The sequence below is a fragment of the Vibrio artabrorum genome, assembly GCF_024347295.1.
Lineage (GTDB): Bacteria > Pseudomonadota > Gammaproteobacteria > Enterobacterales > Vibrionaceae > Vibrio > Vibrio artabrorum.
Genome location: NZ_AP025458.1, coordinates 2,201,903 through 2,218,135, shown reverse-complemented (window position 1 = coordinate 2,218,135; position 16,233 = coordinate 2,201,903). Strand labels below are relative to the sequence as shown.

Genomic DNA, 16,233 nt, shown 5'->3' with positions numbered 1-16,233 from the left:
TATCCATGATATTCGGCCTTTTGCTCTTAGCTTAATGAGTGTTGCTATTGCCTTAGATAGTGGTGAACCTAAGTCATTAACTCACACAATTAGCCCTTAAGCTTCTTGATTGAAGTAATCGAGTACTACTTCGTGGTGCGTCTTAGTCTTGAACTTATTGAAGACGTGTTCAATTTGACCTTCTTCATCAATCAGGAAGCTGATACGGTGCAGGCCATCGTATACCTTACCCATGAATTTTTTCTCCCCCCAAACGCCAAACTGTTCAGCAACGCAGTGGTCTTCATCAGATAGCAGTGTGAAGTTCAGAGCCTTCTTCTCAATGAAGTTCGGTAGGCGTTTTACTGGATCAACACTGACACCGAGTACGACTACGTTCAGGTCATCAAGCTGTGCTTTGATATCACGCAGACCTTCCGCTTGCACGATACAACCTGGAGTCATCGCTTTTGGGTAAAAATAGAAAAGTACTTTTTTACCTTTGAAGTCACCAAGAGATACGATATTGCCATCTTGATCTGGAAGAGAAAAAGCAGGAGCTGGAACACCGGCCGTTAGCGTATTCATGACATTTCCTTTTTAAAGACTGTTTTTGATAAAGTTGAGCGAGCCATGGACTGACAGGCTCTGACACAGCGAATTAAACTCTTCTTGTAGCTGCATCAAATTACATTCGGATTGTACAGAAGCGGTAATAGCGATATGAAATTGGTCGTTATCAAGTTGAATCTTAGACTTCTTGATCGTTTGCGCGCTAAGAGAATCGAGGCCGATCTCTCGGTCTGCAAAGAACTGAGTAAACTTTTCGGTAAGCCCCAGTTTGTCGTCCGATTCAACGAAAACCTCAAGCGTGTAAGAGTTCTGAGGCACATCATGAGGTGAGGTTCGCTTCATAATGGTAATCAAGTCGTGTTCTTGGCCAAGTAAGGGTAAGGTGGTTTCAACGCGGGTAATGTTGTTTGCCTTGCCAGAGAGTAGCATGATCAGTGTAAATTCTTCGCCAAATAGAGCGATACGGCTATCCATAATGTTGCAGCCTGATTGAGTGACTAAATGAACCACTTGGTTGCATACGCCTGGGCGATCGGTGCCCACAGCTGTGATGACTAGATGTTGAGTCATAAAACCGCGTCTCTTTATATTCCATTGATCTGTGCATGGTAGCACAGTTAGCCAGAGGAATAAGCGTCTGAGCAGGGCTTTTTATAAGACACTAGCCTCTAACGTACAACAAATGATAGGAATAGCGAGAGGGTTAAAAGTGAGACCGTGGGATGAGGCAACAGCTTACTTAGTATTGACATCCTGAGAGGTTGCATCCGTTAAACTGAGCGTAGGTTACCCAAATTTAGTGTAGAACACCGTTCTGAGTTGTTTTACCTCAAACATACGACAATATTTAATACTGATGTTGCCGGTAAGCCGCTTTAATGTCTTGTGTTTATTGATTGGCTTACAGTAACATGCAAAAAGAATAAATTAAGGGAGATAGACATGTTTTCAGGAAGTATTGTTGCGCTAGTTACGCCATTTAACTCAGATGGTGAAGTGGATTTCGACAGCCTTAAAAAGTTAGTTGATCACCATGTTGCTGCAGGTAGCGATGGTCTGGTTGCGGTTGGCACAACGGGTGAGTCTTCAACACTCACGATTGAAGAGCATGTCAAAGTGGTCAATAAGGTCGTTGAATTTGCCGATGGTCGTATTCCTGTTATTGCAGGTACCGGCGCGAATGCAACTCACGAGTCAGTGCTGTTCAGCCGTTTATTAAATGGTTCTGGTATTGCCGGTTGCCTGAGTGTGACGCCTTACTACAACAAGCCGACTCAGGAAGGACTGTATCAGCACTACAAAGCGATTGCTGAAGTGAGTGATGTACCACAAATTTTGTATAATGTGCCGGGCCGTACCTCTGTTGACTTGTTACCTGAAACGGTCGCTCGCCTTGCTCAAATTGAAAATATCGTTGCACTCAAAGATGCGACGGGTGATCTCGACAGAATTGCAATTCACCGTGAACTTTGTGGCAAAGATTTTATCTTACTCAGTGGTGATGACTTAACTGGCTTAGAGTTTGTTAAGCGTGGTGGCGATGGTGTGATTTCTGTCACCAATAATGTTGCAGCCGCTGATATGGCAACCATGTTCAAACTCGCAAAAGAAGGTAAGTTCGAAGAAGCTGAAGCGATCAATGAACGTTTGAAGCCGCTACACAAGAACTTATTCGTGGAGTCTAATCCTATTCCCGTAAAATGGGCGGTTCATAAAATGGGACTGATTGCGGAAGGTGGCTTACGTCTACCGCTGACTGAACTGTCAGAATCCGCTCAGCCTGTTGTTGCTCAAGCAATGACAGAAGCGTGCATTTACTAAAACGTATGAAGTAATGCCGAAGCGAACCTTCGGCATTTAGGAGCATAAATGAAGTATTCTCACCAGCTAGTGATTGGGTCACTGGCTGTTTTCGTTCTTACTGCATGTTCTGGCAGCCCGACTCAACGTCGCCAAGCCAAAGATGATTTCGAATACTTAGAAACACCTGAGTTTTCACAATGGCAATTGCCCGAAGAGGCCCAACCTCAGTTTTACCCTAACTTTGACGTTCCAAGTGGTGAGTTTAGCGGTGGCATCGGTCGTGAAGTGGATATTCGCCCTCCTCAACAGGTTCTTGAACTGATCCCTGGGGCTCGTGCTGAGCGTCAAAATGGTGAAGTGACCTTGTGGCTTCTTCGTGCTGAAGAAGCTGATCGCGTGTGGCAAACGGCTGTAGACATGTTAGCTCAGCGTGGTATTGGCATTCGTACGCAATCAGAAAACGAGATTGAGACCGATTGGGTGACTTGGGTTCCTGAAGATGAAGAAGTAGAGATTGGCAGCCGCTACTCTATCTCTCGTTTCCAAGCAAACAACCGTTATGGTTTTAAAATTAACCTGATTGATTGGCGCGAAGGTTCAGACGAAAAACCCGTTTCGGCAACCAATAAAGAACGTTATAACGCGTTCTTAACCAACCTAGTGATGGCGAAGTACGATGAAAACCTTCGTGCTGAAGCGACATTAAAAGCACAAGAGTTGGTGAAACGCATTCCAATATCAATGGGTGCAGACCGCAGTGGCTTCCCGGTGATCATTGCTCGCACACCATACAATATGTTGTGGCAGCGTTTACCGACTTTGTTACCAAAGATGGGCTTTGAGATCGAAGAGCGCAATCAATCCCAAGGTACGGTGAAAGCTAAGTACGCGGCACCAGACGATGAGTTTTGGGAAGATATTGGTTTACAACCTATTGATTTAGCCTCAGGTACTTACACCTTCTTGTTTGGTGATCTTGGCAATCGCACGTCAATTAACGTCACGAATGCAGCGGGTAAGCCAGTGGAAGAAGCGTTGCTTAAGTCCATGGTTCCTATCTTGGCGCACATTGCAGACCAAACGAAAGATGTCAAAGAAGCGGAAGCTGAGTAATAACGTTGAATCAGTTTCAGAGCCGAGTGATATCAGCGCGATGTTTATCTGAAAACGAATAAAAAAAAGAGGACACATCGTGTCCTCTTTTTTATTCATGGATTATTCAGTGATTAAGTTTGGGGCAAACGGACAAAACTAAACGTTTTTATTGTCCGTAGAGTCATCTTCTTGAGCCTTCTCTTGGTTGAGTTTAGCTAAGCGATTGAGCTTGTCTAAGTCTTTCTTGGCTTTGCTGCGACCAGTTAGATCCATATTTGCGGTCTGTTTGAGAGCGGCAATGTTGCCCACGACAACACTAACAACGATGATGATGATAACCCAAGGGTTAAAAAGCCACTCCAACATAAGTGCTCCTACTGACTGATATTGGCGACGAAACGCGTATAGATATCATCTAGTCGCTCCATGATTACCTTATATCCTAATATTGGCTTAGATTGGAGTTGCTTGCCAAGTAAAGTCGGAGATAACTGTGATAAGCATGACTGAGAGACCTTACGGTGGCTAATATGCCAGGGTTCCACTGCCACACCACCAAGGTCTTGGCTGTAAGGAAAGAAAAAACCAAACTGATCGGCATGGGTGGCAAGCCATTGGTAAAACGCTTGCTGGTGACCGGTTAGGTATTCCCATGGTTCCAATTGCAGTTGTGTGCCTTCAGGTAATTGGTTACGAGCAAAAACATCAAAGTCGCACCCCCAATGATGACGACTCGCTCCAGGAAGGGCTGACCATCTCAAGATGGCCGACAACTTCTGATGCTCACTGAGTGTGGAAGCATCAAGAGGCTGGCTTTCTAAATCTAATATTGGAACTTCACCAGAAAACTTACGGTTCCAAATGAGAGTTTGCCTTTCATAGTCGCGAAAACCACTGACAATCTCCATTTTAAAACCAGCGAGTTGAGCAGCTTCAATCAAATGCTTTAGATCTTCTCTGACCTCACTGTGAACCATAAATGTCTTAGTGCCAATGAGGGTCGGCTTCAAGTGAGAATCTGATTGTCCGGTAAGCTGCTCTGGTGTCATAGCGAGTCTCTCAGTTATTGATCGTTATGTGTCGCTTAGGTAGCAACCTATTTAGCGAATAAGTTTTTAAGTGTTTTTTCGTACATGTCAGTTAGCTTCTCTAGGTCAGCGACTTTCACGCACTCGTTAACTTTATGAATGGTCGCATTCACGGGGCCGAGTTCGACGACTTGCCCTTTCATGCGTGCAATAAAGCGTCCGTCAGATGTACCGCCTGTAGTCAGTAGCGCTGGTTTAACATCATTAACATCACCTACAGCATCAACAATCGCATCAAGTAGCGATCCTGCGTCGGTTAAGAATGGGTCGCCATTGAATGTCCATTTTAGGTCATACTCGAAATCGTATTTGTCGAGTATTGTTGTGATGCGTTCAACGATGATGTCGTTATTTAACTCTGTGCTAAAACGCAGGTTAAATTGCACATTAAATTCACCAGGAATCACGTTTGACGCACCAGTGCCAGCACTCACATTGGGGATCTGGAAGCTGGTAGGCGGGAAGTAATCATTGCCTTTATCCCACTCCGTGGTTGCCAGTTCGTGGATCGCAAGCAGAGAGCTGTGCACCGGGTTATTCGCTAGGTGAGGGTAAGCAACATGACCTTGCGTGCCTTTAATTGTGAGATCGCCGGTGATAGAACCACGACGACCGTTCTTCACAATATCCCCCACGAACTCAGTGCTTGATGGTTCACCTACTATGCACATATCGATGTTCTCACCACGGGCCATCAGCGCTTCAACCACACGTACAGTGCCGTTGATGAAGGGGCCTTCTTCATCCGATGTGATAAGGAAACCGATTGAGCCTGTATGGTCTGGGTGTTTGGCAATGAATTGTTCTACCGCAATAATCATTGAAGCCAGAGAGCCTTTCATATCCGCAGCCCCACGGCCATATAGGAAACCGTCGACGATGGTCGGCTCAAATGGCTTGGTGTGCCACTGCTCTAATGGGCCAGCAGGCACAACATCAGTGTGACCGGCAAAAGCAAACAGAGGCGCTTCAGTCCCACGGCGAGCCCAAAAGTTCGTTGTATCTTCAAATACCATCACTTCGATCTCAAAGCCGAGTGCTTTTAAGCGTTCAATCATTAATTCTTGGCAGCCAGCATCTTCAGGTGTTACTGATTGACGGCTAATGAGGTCTTTTGCGAGAGCCAAAGTTGGGCTATCTGTCATCCTTGAATTCCTTGTTTAAATAAAACATCTAGTCATTAATTTCTAGGGCGTTGAATCAGCGTTCAACGTCCGAGTGTTTTTAGGTAAATACCGTGCTCTAAGCAAAAATAGCGGCGTACTGGTCAGCTTTAAAACCAATGTGAAGTGTGCCATCTACTTTTAATATCGGGCGCTTAATCATTGCTGGTTGTTCAACGAGCAGAGCCACCGCTTTTTCTTCCGTTAACGTCTCTTTTTGTTCTTGAGAAAGCTGACGATACGTTGTTCCACGTTTGTTGAGCACAAGCTCCCAACCAAGCTCTGAACAGAAGGTAGTGACCAACGCTTCAGTAATGCCTTGTTTGCGATAATCGTGAAATTCGAATTCAATACCTTCAGCTTCGAGCCATTTCTTTGCTTTTTTTATGGTGTCGCAATTTGGGATACCAAACATAGTGATAGTCATTACTTTTCCTTTGGGGATTTTATTTCATTGTTATGACTTGAATCCTATCAGGAAGCGGCAACTCAGACAAAATAGAGTGAGTAATATTTCATAGAGTAAAAAAAAACCGCAACAAAGTGTCACTATTAGAGACTTATTGATCAACCTCAACATGTTGTCAGCGAAAAAGGAAATAATTGAACAGCACATATATAGGAGGTGTCAATGGAGTTGAGTCCTGTTTTTGCAAGGCGGCTATATTTAGCATTGTTAGTGGAAAGCCTTGAACGGCCAAATGTGCCAAAACTCATCGAAAAAACGGGGTGGCCTCGTCGTACGATTCAAGATGTACTCAAGGCGTTACCGGGGATCGGTATCGAACTTATGTTTGTTCAAGATGGGCGACGTCATAATGATGGTTATTACCAGTTATCCGATTGGGGGCCATTTGATAGTCAGTGGGTACTAGAACGTAAAGGCGATATAGCGACAAGCCTTGGATTTAGTGCATAAGCCAGCGAAAGCTGGCTTTCTTTTTATCGGTCGTAAGATGTTGGGCTATTCAAGGACAACGATAAGCGGTGCCAATCATAGTCACAGAGGTGGCGAAATCTTGAGGAGAGGTGAACAAAACTTTGTTTGCATTAAGCTCAATAGCTTGCGCTTTTAGTTCATTCATAGCACCTTGAATCAGCACGTCGTTAGGGAAGAATAGGTAGCTGTACCAGTGTCCTTCGCTGCCCGTGACTTCTCCTCGATATTCACATTGAGTCAGATCAGTGACGCCATGATAATCCATTTGTACTTGGCCAGCTTGACTATGAGAGGGATAGGTCGGAGCCGTACACCCGAGTAGCAGGCTCGTCATAACTAAAGTGATGAATTCCTTTTTCATACTTTGATCCTGCTATTTCATCAAATAAATCGCAAAGCTCGCCCAACTCGCGATCAAAAGTAACCACGGCAGTTTATTCACGTGACTTGATGATGACTCAACCTGTGGGGCGACATCGTCTTTTAGGGCTGGAGTGATGGGCTGAGTCCGTTTCTCTTTTTGTTCGCGCTTCTTCGCTTTGTCTGCTTGGCGACTGCGTTCTTTTTGCTGTTTTTTGTAGAGTGCAATGCCTTTTTCGATCCCTTGAGCAATCAATTTAGTCTGCTCTTTGGTTTGAGCTGGCTTTTGAGTCGCTTTGGCTATCTTAAGTGCTTCTTGTTGAGATTCAACAGACGGTGTATTAGTTTTCTTTTTCATACTGAGTTCGATAATTAAAACGGATTAGCTAATAAGATAACGCAAACCTAGTTAAGTATGAATGATTTGCGTTAAAGTGTTGCTTTGAATCAAAATGAAAGTGAGATTTGTGCGCTACTCCATAGAACAATACGATAAGCACGGTTTTTTAAAAGCCCCAATCCTATTATGGCTAGGTTGGTTATTTTTGGCGAAGGCTTTGGTCGTTTTCGTTGTCGCAGGTGCCAGTCGAGCGTCGGGAACTGATATCCTTGAGATCATCTACCCAGATCACCAAATGTTTTATATCGGGATTGCTTTGAGTATCCCTAGTGTGTTGCTGATGTGGCTATTTGGACTGCGAACGCCAGAGAGAAAACGTCTCAACAAAGTTGTGTCGTGGGGGGGCTGGGTCACTATAATGACTATCCTGACACAAGGTTCCCATACGATTTATTTAATCTATTTGGATAACGGATGGTTCCGTTGGTCCAATGGCATCACTTTATTGCTGCTTTTATGGTTCGTACTTTACCTTACCAATAGCCGTGCCGCTAGGGATTGCTTTAAAGTGGTTGAGCTCGAAGACTGATTCTCATCAAAACATTTATTCCATCCCCAATTATACTTAGAAGCTAAAAATGAAAGGATTAATCTATGCTTAACATCCCAAATGAGCAGCCTAAAATTCAAAGCGCTATCTTGCCAGAATGTGGGCCTTTCGCTCTTTATGTTCAATTGAAAGTTAACGCTAACGCTGCCAATGTATTAGCAGAAATTCAAAAGCTTCCGATTCTCGTTGACGAGTTAAATCAAACTCAACCAGATGCGAACTTAACAGCATCGGTTGCGTTCTCAAAAGCTTTTTGGGCTCAGTTCGAGCAAGCAGCGCCCGCGGATTTGATTGACTTCCCAGCACTTGGTGACGGTGATATCACTGCACCGAGTACTTTGTCTGATGTTCTGATCCACTGCCATTCAAACCGACATGATCTGCACTTTTTTATCCTACGTAAATTACTCTCTGACATCGCGGCTGATGTTGAAGTAGTTGATGAAACTTATGGTTACCGCTTCTTAGATTCTCGTGACATGACAGACTTTGTTGATGGCACTGAAAACCCGAAAGACGCACAACGTGCTGAAGTCGCTATTGTGCCTGAGGGTGAATTCGCTGGTGGTAGTTATGTGATGGTGCAGCGTTTTGTGCACAACCTGCCGGCTTGGAATCGTTTGAATGTATCGGCACAAGAGAAAGTGATTGGTCGAACTAAACCTGATTCAATTGAGTTAGATGATGTTCCTGCAGCGTCTCACGTTGGCCGGGTGGATATCAAAGAACAAGGCAAGGGGCTTAAGATTGTTCGCCACAGCCTACCTTACGGTACGGCTACGGGCGATCACGGCTTATTGTTTATTGCTTACTGTAACGTTCGTCATAACTTCGATGCGATGTTAGAGAGCATGTACGGCGCAACAGATGGCAAAACAGACCAACTGCTTCGCTTTACCAAAGCAGTGACTGGCGCTTACTACTTTGCACCTTCAACTGACATGTTGAGTGCATTAACGATTAAGTAAATTATCTTAAAGACAGTTAACCAAAGGAGCCTCGGGGCTCCTTTTTTATTAAAGCTTTATATGAACAAGTCGATATAAGAGTAATCGTGAGTGTTACTCATCTGCTTGGAAGTGAAGGTCTATGGCTATAACTGTTAATACGAATGTCTCGGCGTTAGTGGCTCAGAGAAATCTCTCTCACGCGAATAACATGCTGACTCAATCTTTGGAGCGTCTAGCTTCAGGGAGCCGTATTAATAGTGCAAAAGACGACGCTGCCGGGTTACAGATCTCAAATCGATTAGAAACACAGATGAGCGGCATTGATGTTGCCGTTCGAAACGCCAACGATGGTATCTCCATTATGCAGACCGCAGAAGGGGCGATGAATGAAAGTACGAATATCATGCAGCGCATGCGAGATTTGTCTCTACAAGCGAGTAATGGTTCGAATAGTGCATCAGAACGAATCGCCATTCAAGAAGAGGTGACCGCCTTAAATGACGAACTGAATCGCATTGCAGAAACCACCTCATTCGGTGGTAAAAAGCTACTCAACGGCAGTTTTGGCCACACCTCGTTTCAAATCGGTGGCAGTTCCGGCGAAGCGGTGCAGATTGGTTTGAAAAGCATGCGTACTGATGGCATCAACATGGGCGGTTTTAGCTATGTCGCCAATGGCATGGCCACTAACTCATGGGAAGTGAAGCCCAATCAGAGTGATATGACGATGTCGTTTACTGATCGTTTTGGTCAGCCACAAGAGATCACCATCAACGCCAAAGTGGGTGATGATATCGAAGAGTTGGCGACTTACATTAATGGTCAAACGGATCTCGTCTCGGCTTCAGTTAACGATAAAGGTCAGCTTCAGGTTTATATGGCTGGCAAAGAGGCCGCGGGAACGATCGCTTTCTCAGGCGCGTTAGCTGACGAGTTATCCATGTCGGTTGGTTATTACGAGTCAGTGGACGACATCAATGTGACCGATGTGGGAGGGGTTCAGCGTGCAGTTTCCATTCTGGATACAGCGATGAAGTATATTGATGGTCATCGCTCTGAGCTAGGCGCAATGCAAAACCGTTTTGATCATGCCATTAATAATCTCGAAAACGTCCATGAAAACTTGGCGACATCAAACAGTCGAATTAAAGATACTGATTACGCTAAAGAAACCACTCAAATGCTTAAACAACAAATACTGCAGCAAGTGAGTACCACCATTTTGGCTCAAGCAAAGCAAGCCCCAAACCTGGCTTTAACGTTATTGGGTTAATTAACCGCCCCTAATGAATGACAGTCTTTGATTGCCAAATGAACTTCTGGCTAATTTAAGCCCCCCCTGCAGACTCGTCGACAACTTTAGTGTTTATCTCATCTTTTTCTGAGAACTTTACCTCCAATCACGCTTTTTTCTCCTTTAACTATATTTCGTTCATTTTGTTGTTTTTTTCCTAAAGGTTTTCGCTTTCGCGCCGTTATTAAAAGTAACTTTGAGAGAACTACTTGGTTTTCCGAGACGTCGGAAACCGTTATACCGGAAAATCAATTGGAGAAATCACCATGGCAGTGAATGTAAATACCAACGTTTCAGCGATGACAGCGCAACGTTACCTAAACAGCGCAAACAACGCACAACAAACATCAATGGAACGCTTATCTTCAGGTTCTAAAATCAACAGCGCGAAAGATGACGCTGCGGGTCTACAAATCTCTAACCGTTTGAATGTTCAGAGCCGCGGTCTTGATGTTGCGGTACGTAACGCAAATGATGGTATCTCTATTGCACAAACCGCGGAAGGTGCAATGAACGAGACAACTAACATCTTGCAACGCATGCGTGATTTGTCTCTACAATCTTCAAATGGCTCGAACTCAAAATCTGAGCGTGTTGCGATTCAAGAAGAAGTCACAGCACTGAACGACGAACTTAACCGTATCGCAGAAACGACGTCTTTCGGCGGTAACAAGCTACTTAACGGTACTGCCGGTACTCGCTCATTCCAAATCGGCGCGGATAGCGGTGAAGCGGTTATGCTTGAACTGAAAGGCATGCGTTCTGATAACGCACAAATGGGTGGTAAGAGCTACCAAACTGAGAACGCGAAAGACAAAAACTGGAACGTTCAAGCTGGCTCTAACGATTTGAAAATGTCTTTCACTGATAACTTTGGTCAAGCACAAGAAATCGATATCAACGCAAAAGCGGGTGACGATATTGAAGAGCTTGCGACGTACATCAACGGTCAACAAGACTCAATCAAAGCGTCTGTCACTGAAGATGGCAAGTTACAATTGTTTGGCGGCAGCAATAAAGTGACTGGCGATGTCTCTTTCTCTGGCGGTCTAGCGGGTGAGCTAGGCATGCAACCGGGCAAAGATGTCACCGTTGATTCGATTGACGTAACGACGGTTGGCGGCGCACAAGAGTCTGTAGCGATTATTGATACGGCCCTGAAATATGTAGATAGTACTCGTGCTGAACTGGGTGCTTTCCAAAACCGTTTCGAGCACGCTATCAGTAATTTAGATAACATTAACGAGAACGTTAACGCATCTAAGAGCCGCATTAAAGATACCGATTTCGCGAAAGAAACGACTCAGATGACGAAGTCTCAGATCCTTTCTCAAGCTTCAAGTTCGATTCTTGCTCAAGCGAAACAAGCACCGAACGCAGCCCTTAGCCTGCTCGGTTAATCGATTGAAAAGCCGCGTTGACTATAAGCGTTGTTGATCACAAGCGTTAACGCTAGGCTTCCACAAATTAGCTCGTGGTGAGAGATGAGCGCTAAACAAACCCAGCTTCGGCTGGGTTTTTTATTGCCCGCTATTTGGCGGGGTGTATTTAGAAAAGTGCAATGTTGGTAAGCATAAGCATAAGCATAAGCATCCGCAAAAGCGAGATTCCCTATCACGTTCGTTCCTCACTGTAGGGAATGGCGGGTTAATCATAAGTAGGCAAGTGTAGATGCCGTCATTCCAGAAGCGAGTAGAACGAGGTATCAGGAACCTGCTTTATGAGATATCAAAGTCCCGGATCTTGTCGAAAGTAACACTGTGTGGTTAACGTGTGGGAGCTGCGCCTAGGATCGCGTTTAACGTGGTTTAATAACAACGTAGGGTTATTTAGTAATTAATAATTGGGTATTACTGTGGCTTATTGAGGGATTATTTACAGCAAGGTAAGGAGTAGTAATCAGAACGGTTGTTTAAGGAACTCGAGCAATGTCGCAGGCACAAAAAAACGCCACCCTCAGGTAGCGTTTTAAATAAAGCCGTTAAGTAATCGAGATTACTTAGTGACTTTAAGAACTGGAGTTTCGCCAACAGTTACAGAACCAGAAAGCTTGTTCAGCTCCTTGATTTCGTCCATGTTAGAGATAACAACTGGAGTCAGCGTTGATTTCGCTTTCTCTTCTAGAAGTGCTAGATCGAAAGTGATGATAGTGTCACCAGCTTTAACTGATTGACCTTCTTCAGCTACACGAGTGAAGCCTTCGCCTTTTAGTTCAACAGTATCGATACCGAAGTGAACGAAAAGCTCAACACCGTCGTCAGACTCGATAGAGAATGCGTGGTTAGTTTCGAAAATCTTACCGATAGTACCGTTAACTGGAGCTACCATTTTGTCACCAGCTGGTTTGATCGCGATGCCGTCACCAACGATTTTTTCAGCGAAAACCACATCTGGCACATCTTCGATATTTACGATTTCACCAGAAAGAGGTGCGATGATTTCGATTGCACCTGCATCAGCGCTGTCATCAGATACAAGCTTTTTCAGTTTGTCAAACAGACCCATTGTGTCATGCTCCTAACGTTTAGTTTTATTCTGTAGAATATACTATACCAATCTAATCAATTAGACGACTATTTTTAGCCGTCTAACTTTATTCAGTATTTGGCGATTACTGAGTTTTCTCAGCGATGAACTTTTCTACGCAAGCTTCAATTTCTGCCGCTGTAGGTAGAGATAGTGCTTCGTCAGCCATAGCTTTAACTTCAGCGAAGTTAGAGTTACGGATTACTTTCTTAACTTTAGGGATAGAGATACCACTCATAGAGAACTCATCTAGACCCATACCAAGAAGAAGTAGCGTTGCACGTTCATCACCAGCAAGCTCACCACACATACCCGTCCACTTACCTTCAGCATGTGACGCGTCGATCACTTGCTTGATGACTGTAAGCACAGCAGGAGATAGCGGGTTGTATAGGTGAGAAATCATTTCGTTACCACGGTCTACCGCAAGAGTGTATTGCGTTAGGTCGTTAGTACCGATAGAGAAGAAAGAAACTTCTTTCGCTAGGTGGTGTGCGATTGCAGCGGCTGCTGGAGTCTCAACCATTACGCCGATTTCGATTTCTTCATCGAAAGCTAGGCCTTCAGCGCGAAGTTCAGCTTTGTACTCTTCGATTGCTTTTTTCAGTTCACGGATCTCTTCAACAGAAATGATCATTGGGAACATGATACGTAGTTTTCCGTGTGCTGATGCACGTAGAATGCCACGCAGTTGGTCACGTAGGATTTCACGACGATCCAAGCTGATACGTACTGCACGCCAGCCTAGGAAAGGGTTCATCTCTTGTGGAAGGTCCATGTATGGTAGGTCTTTATCGCCACCGATATCCATAGTACGGATAATCACTGACTCGCCTTCCATTGCTTCGGCTACTTCTTTGTAAGCAACGTATTGCTCTTCTTCAGTAGGAAGCGCATCACGGTCCATAAATAGGAATTCAGTACGGTACAGACCAACGCCTTCACCGCCGTTACGCAGAATACCGTCACAGTCTTTTACTGTACCGATGTTGCCGCAAACTTCGACACGGTGACCGTCTAGCGTTTCAGCGTGTAAATCTTTTAGTTTTGCTAGCTCAGCCGCTTCTGCTTCGAAATCTGCTTTGATTTTCTTAGCTTCTGCTAATTCAGCATCAGAAGGGTTGATGATGATCTTGTTGTTCATCGCATCTAGCACAAGCATGTCGCCATTCTTAACTTGCTTAGTAATATCGTTAGTACCAACGATAGCTGGAAGCTCAAGAGAACGTGCCATGATTGAAGTGTGAGAGGTACGACCGCCGATGTCACAAGCGAAACCAAGAACGTAATCTAGGTTGATTTGTGCCGTTTCAGATGGCGTTAGATCGTAAGCAACTAGGATAACTTCTTCATCGATATCGGCTAGAGAGACAATGTTGATGCCTAGTGCATTTTTAACGAAGCGAGAACCGATATCACGGATATCCGTTGCGCGTTCTTTTAGGTACTCATCATCAAGAGACTCTAGTGCAACCGCTTGCTCTTCGATCACTGTGTGAATCGCGTTGTCTGCGGACATTTTGTCTTTCTTGATGAGTGCTAAAATCTCTTCTTCTAGCTCTTCATCTTCAAGCAGCATGATGTGGCCTTCAAAGATTGCTTCTTTTTCTTCGCCAAAAGTTTCAAGTGCTTTTTGCTTTACAACTTCAAGTTGTTGAGAAGATTTGTTACGAGCGTCAAAAAAACGCTGAACTTCTGATTCAACTTGATCGTCTGAGATAGATTGAGTGTTTAGGACTATTTCATCTTCTTGAAGTAGTAGTGCTTTACCGAAAGCAATACCAGGAGATGCTAGGATGCCTGAAATCATAGCCTTACCTTAGTTGTTCAACTGTAAACGGGAGAATGTGTGACTTTAAGTCGTCGACTAAATGTCGCGCTTATTACTATCTATTTCGAACAAAGCCACTTTGCTTAGCAAAATGGCTTTGATAGAAGGAGACCGTATTAGTGTAGTTGATCCATAAGAGCAACTAGGTGGTCTACCGCTTGCTGAGCTTGAGGGCCTTCAGCTGAAATAGTAACGTTAGTACCTTTTACAAGGCCTAAAGTTTGTAGTTTGAACAGGCTTTTTGCGCTTGCGCTTTTGCCGTTAGAAGTCACTGTAATGTCAGCGTCGAAAGATTTTGCTTCTTTAACGAACTGCGCAGCTGGACGAGTGTGAAGGCCGTTTTCTGCTGTGATTTCTACTTGCTTCTCGTACATTTTATATACCCCAATTAATTTGTTTTTGTAAGTTTGTAACCAGATTAGCTTAACTGCTTTAGCTCAATTGCGCTAGAGGCTAGTACACTACGTTCGTGTTAGAACTTAGACTGGTTATAAATTTTTATCCAGCCATGGTCATCTTTATGCTGAGTACTCATGACTTTCTGAATTTGTTTATTGCTTCTTTTATTTTGAAGCGAAAAATAAAGCAGCCCCGATATTACCAAAGGTGAGGCAGGGATCAACAAAAAAGCCCCTAAACGGGGCTTTTTTGGACGAAAAATTGATTTGACCACATATTACTGTTGGTTCTCTTTTTCCGTAAAGATGCCTGCAAATAGGGCGGTACTTAGGTAGCGCTCACCAGAACTTGGTAGTAAGGTTACGATGGTTTTTCCTTTGAATTCAGGGAGTTCTGCAATTCGATTGGCCGCGACGACCGCCGCTCCCGATGATATGCCGGCTAAGATACCTTCTTCTTTCATTAGGCGCTGTGCCATCTCAATCGCTTCCTCAGAAGTTACTGGCTCGACTCGGTCAATAATATTTAAATCTAAGTTTCCAGGGATAAAACCGGCACCAATACCTTGAATTTTGTGTGGGGCGGGTTTGATTTCTTCCCCAGCAAGCGCTTGTGCAATCACAGGAGACTCCGCCGGTTCAACGGCTACAGAAGTGATCGCCTTACCTTTTTCGCCTTTGATATAACGACTGGTACCTGTGATAGTACCACCGGTACCAACACCTGCAACGAATACATCGATTTCACCGTCTGTGGCTTCCCAAATCTCAGGGCCAGTTGTCTGCTCATGAATTTGTGGGTTGGCTGGGTTGTTAAACTGTTGTAGTAGTAGGTACTTGTCTGGGTCTGAAGCGACAATCTCTTCTGCTTTAGCAATCGCGCCGTTCATGCCTTTTGGTGCTTCAGTGAGCACTAGGTTTGCACCAAGGGCTTTAAGCAGTTTACGACGTTCTAGGCTCATTGATTCAGGCATCGTTAGTGTGAGTTTGTAACCGCGCGCGGCTGCTACGAATGCAAGAGCAACCCCAGTGTTACCACTGGTCGGTTCAACAAGCTCGATCCCTGGCTTAAGCGTACCTGCTTTTTCTGCTTCCCAGATCATGTTTGAACCGATACGACACTTAACGCTAAAGCTTGGGTTACGAGCTTCTATCTTAGCTAGGACGTTACCTTTACTTACTTTGTTAAGGCGGACTAGAGGTGTGTTGCCAATCGTTAGGGTGTTGTCTTCGTAGATCTTGCTCATGCGATGTTCCTTCATTTAATGACAGAACTAAACGTA

General features: G+C 44.5%; 19 protein-coding genes. 7 read left to right on the top strand and 12 right to left on the bottom strand.

Going from position 1 to position 16,233, the window contains the following annotated elements; translation table 11 throughout:
• Positions 1-96: 96 nt before the first annotated feature.
• Both bcp and OCU36_RS09875 read right to left on the bottom strand, forming a co-directional pair.
• A complete protein-coding gene (gene bcp / locus OCU36_RS09880) occupies positions 97-567 on the bottom strand; it encodes a thioredoxin-dependent thiol peroxidase (RefSeq protein ID WP_261837846.1) in 471 nt (156 codons plus the stop codon).
• 12 nt (positions 568-579) lie between these two features.
• Entirely contained in the window at positions 580-1,122 is a 543-nt protein-coding gene (locus OCU36_RS09875; RefSeq protein ID WP_261837845.1) for a glycine cleavage system protein R, read from the bottom strand.
• Between the two features lie 372 nt (positions 1,123-1,494).
• Between OCU36_RS09875 and dapA the strand changes: the two genes are divergently transcribed.
• Both dapA and bamC read left to right on the top strand, forming a co-directional pair.
• On the top strand, positions 1,495-2,373 hold the full coding sequence (gene dapA, locus OCU36_RS09870; RefSeq protein ID WP_261837844.1) for a 4-hydroxy-tetrahydrodipicolinate synthase: 879 nt from the start codon (positions 1,495-1,497) through the stop codon (positions 2,371-2,373).
• A gap of 48 nt (positions 2,374-2,421) precedes the next feature.
• Positions 2,422-3,468 (top strand): outer membrane protein assembly factor BamC, encoded by a 1,047-nt coding sequence (gene bamC, locus OCU36_RS09865; RefSeq protein ID WP_261837843.1) that lies wholly within the window; start codon positions 2,422-2,424, stop codon positions 3,466-3,468.
• A 138-nt stretch (positions 3,469-3,606) separates the two neighbouring features.
• Here the strand turns inward: bamC and OCU36_RS09860 are convergent, their stop codons facing one another.
• From OCU36_RS09860 to OCU36_RS09845, 4 genes are all read right to left on the bottom strand, one after another.
• Positions 3,607-3,816 (bottom strand): DUF2897 family protein, encoded by a 210-nt coding sequence (locus OCU36_RS09860; RefSeq protein WP_261837842.1) that lies wholly within the window; start codon positions 3,814-3,816, stop codon positions 3,607-3,609.
• Positions 3,817-3,824: 8 nt separating this feature from the next.
• On the bottom strand, positions 3,825-4,499 hold the full coding sequence (locus OCU36_RS09855) for a M15 family metallopeptidase (RefSeq protein WP_261837841.1): 675 nt from the start codon (positions 4,497-4,499) through the stop codon (positions 3,825-3,827).
• A gap of 47 nt (positions 4,500-4,546) precedes the next feature.
• A complete protein-coding gene (gene dapE / locus OCU36_RS09850; RefSeq protein WP_261837840.1) occupies positions 4,547-5,683 on the bottom strand; it encodes a succinyl-diaminopimelate desuccinylase in 1,137 nt (378 codons plus the stop codon).
• 97 nt (positions 5,684-5,780) lie between these two features.
• Positions 5,781-6,128 (bottom strand): ArsC family reductase, encoded by a 348-nt coding sequence (locus OCU36_RS09845; RefSeq protein WP_261837839.1) that lies wholly within the window; start codon positions 6,126-6,128, stop codon positions 5,781-5,783.
• 204 nt (positions 6,129-6,332) lie between these two features.
• Between OCU36_RS09845 and OCU36_RS09840 the strand changes: the two genes are divergently transcribed.
• Entirely contained in the window at positions 6,333-6,620 is a 288-nt protein-coding gene (locus tag OCU36_RS09840) for a winged helix-turn-helix domain-containing protein (protein ID WP_261837838.1), read from the top strand.
• A 49-nt stretch (positions 6,621-6,669) separates the two neighbouring features.
• Here OCU36_RS09840 and OCU36_RS09835 read toward each other — a convergent pair whose 3' ends face one another.
• Positions 6,670-7,002 carry a DUF4156 domain-containing protein gene (locus OCU36_RS09835; RefSeq protein ID WP_261837837.1) on the bottom strand — a complete coding sequence of 111 codons (333 nt, stop codon included), beginning with the start codon at positions 7,000-7,002 and terminating at the stop codon, positions 6,670-6,672.
• Positions 7,003-7,014: 12 nt separating this feature from the next.
• Positions 7,015-7,359 carry a DUF2956 domain-containing protein gene (locus OCU36_RS09830; RefSeq protein WP_261837836.1) on the bottom strand — a complete coding sequence of 115 codons (345 nt, stop codon included), beginning with the start codon at positions 7,357-7,359 and terminating at the stop codon, positions 7,015-7,017.
• A gap of 94 nt (positions 7,360-7,453) precedes the next feature.
• On the opposite strand from OCU36_RS09830, the gene OCU36_RS09825 reads away from it, so the two are divergent.
• The 4 genes from OCU36_RS09825 to OCU36_RS09810 all read left to right on the top strand — a co-directional run bounded on the left by OCU36_RS09825 (position 7,454) and on the right by OCU36_RS09810 (position 11,595).
• Positions 7,454-7,930 (top strand): DUF2919 domain-containing protein, encoded by a 477-nt coding sequence (locus OCU36_RS09825; protein ID WP_261837835.1) that lies wholly within the window; start codon positions 7,454-7,456, stop codon positions 7,928-7,930.
• Between the two features lie 65 nt (positions 7,931-7,995).
• Positions 7,996-8,919 (top strand): Dyp-type peroxidase, encoded by a 924-nt coding sequence (locus OCU36_RS09820; RefSeq protein ID WP_261837834.1) that lies wholly within the window; start codon positions 7,996-7,998, stop codon positions 8,917-8,919.
• 121 nt (positions 8,920-9,040) lie between these two features.
• On the top strand, positions 9,041-10,174 hold the full coding sequence (locus tag OCU36_RS09815) for a flagellin (protein ID WP_261837833.1): 1,134 nt from the start codon (positions 9,041-9,043) through the stop codon (positions 10,172-10,174).
• A 287-nt stretch (positions 10,175-10,461) separates the two neighbouring features.
• The gene (locus OCU36_RS09810) at positions 10,462-11,595 is read left to right on the top strand and encodes a flagellin (protein WP_261837832.1); all 1,134 of its coding nucleotides are present in this window, start codon (positions 10,462-10,464) and stop codon (positions 11,593-11,595) included.
• A 595-nt stretch (positions 11,596-12,190) separates the two neighbouring features.
• On the opposite strand, the gene crr is transcribed toward OCU36_RS09810, so the two are convergent.
• The 4 genes from crr to cysK form a co-directional block, all read right to left on the bottom strand.
• Positions 12,191-12,700, bottom strand: a complete 510-nt coding sequence (crr, locus tag OCU36_RS09805) for a PTS glucose transporter subunit IIA (protein ID WP_004737851.1) — start codon at positions 12,698-12,700, stop codon at positions 12,191-12,193.
• Between the two features lie 106 nt (positions 12,701-12,806).
• Positions 12,807-14,531: a phosphoenolpyruvate-protein phosphotransferase PtsI gene (gene ptsI / locus OCU36_RS09800; RefSeq protein WP_261837831.1), complete on the bottom strand. Its 1,725-nt coding sequence runs from the start codon at positions 14,529-14,531 to the stop codon at positions 12,807-12,809.
• Positions 14,532-14,668: 137 nt separating this feature from the next.
• A complete protein-coding gene (locus tag OCU36_RS09795) occupies positions 14,669-14,926 on the bottom strand; it encodes an HPr family phosphocarrier protein (protein WP_004734263.1) in 258 nt (85 codons plus the stop codon).
• Positions 14,927-15,228: 302 nt separating this feature from the next.
• Positions 15,229-16,197, bottom strand: coding sequence for a cysteine synthase A (cysK, locus tag OCU36_RS09790; protein WP_261837830.1), 969 nt, complete (start codon positions 16,195-16,197; stop codon positions 15,229-15,231).
• Positions 16,198-16,233 lie beyond the last annotated feature (36 nt).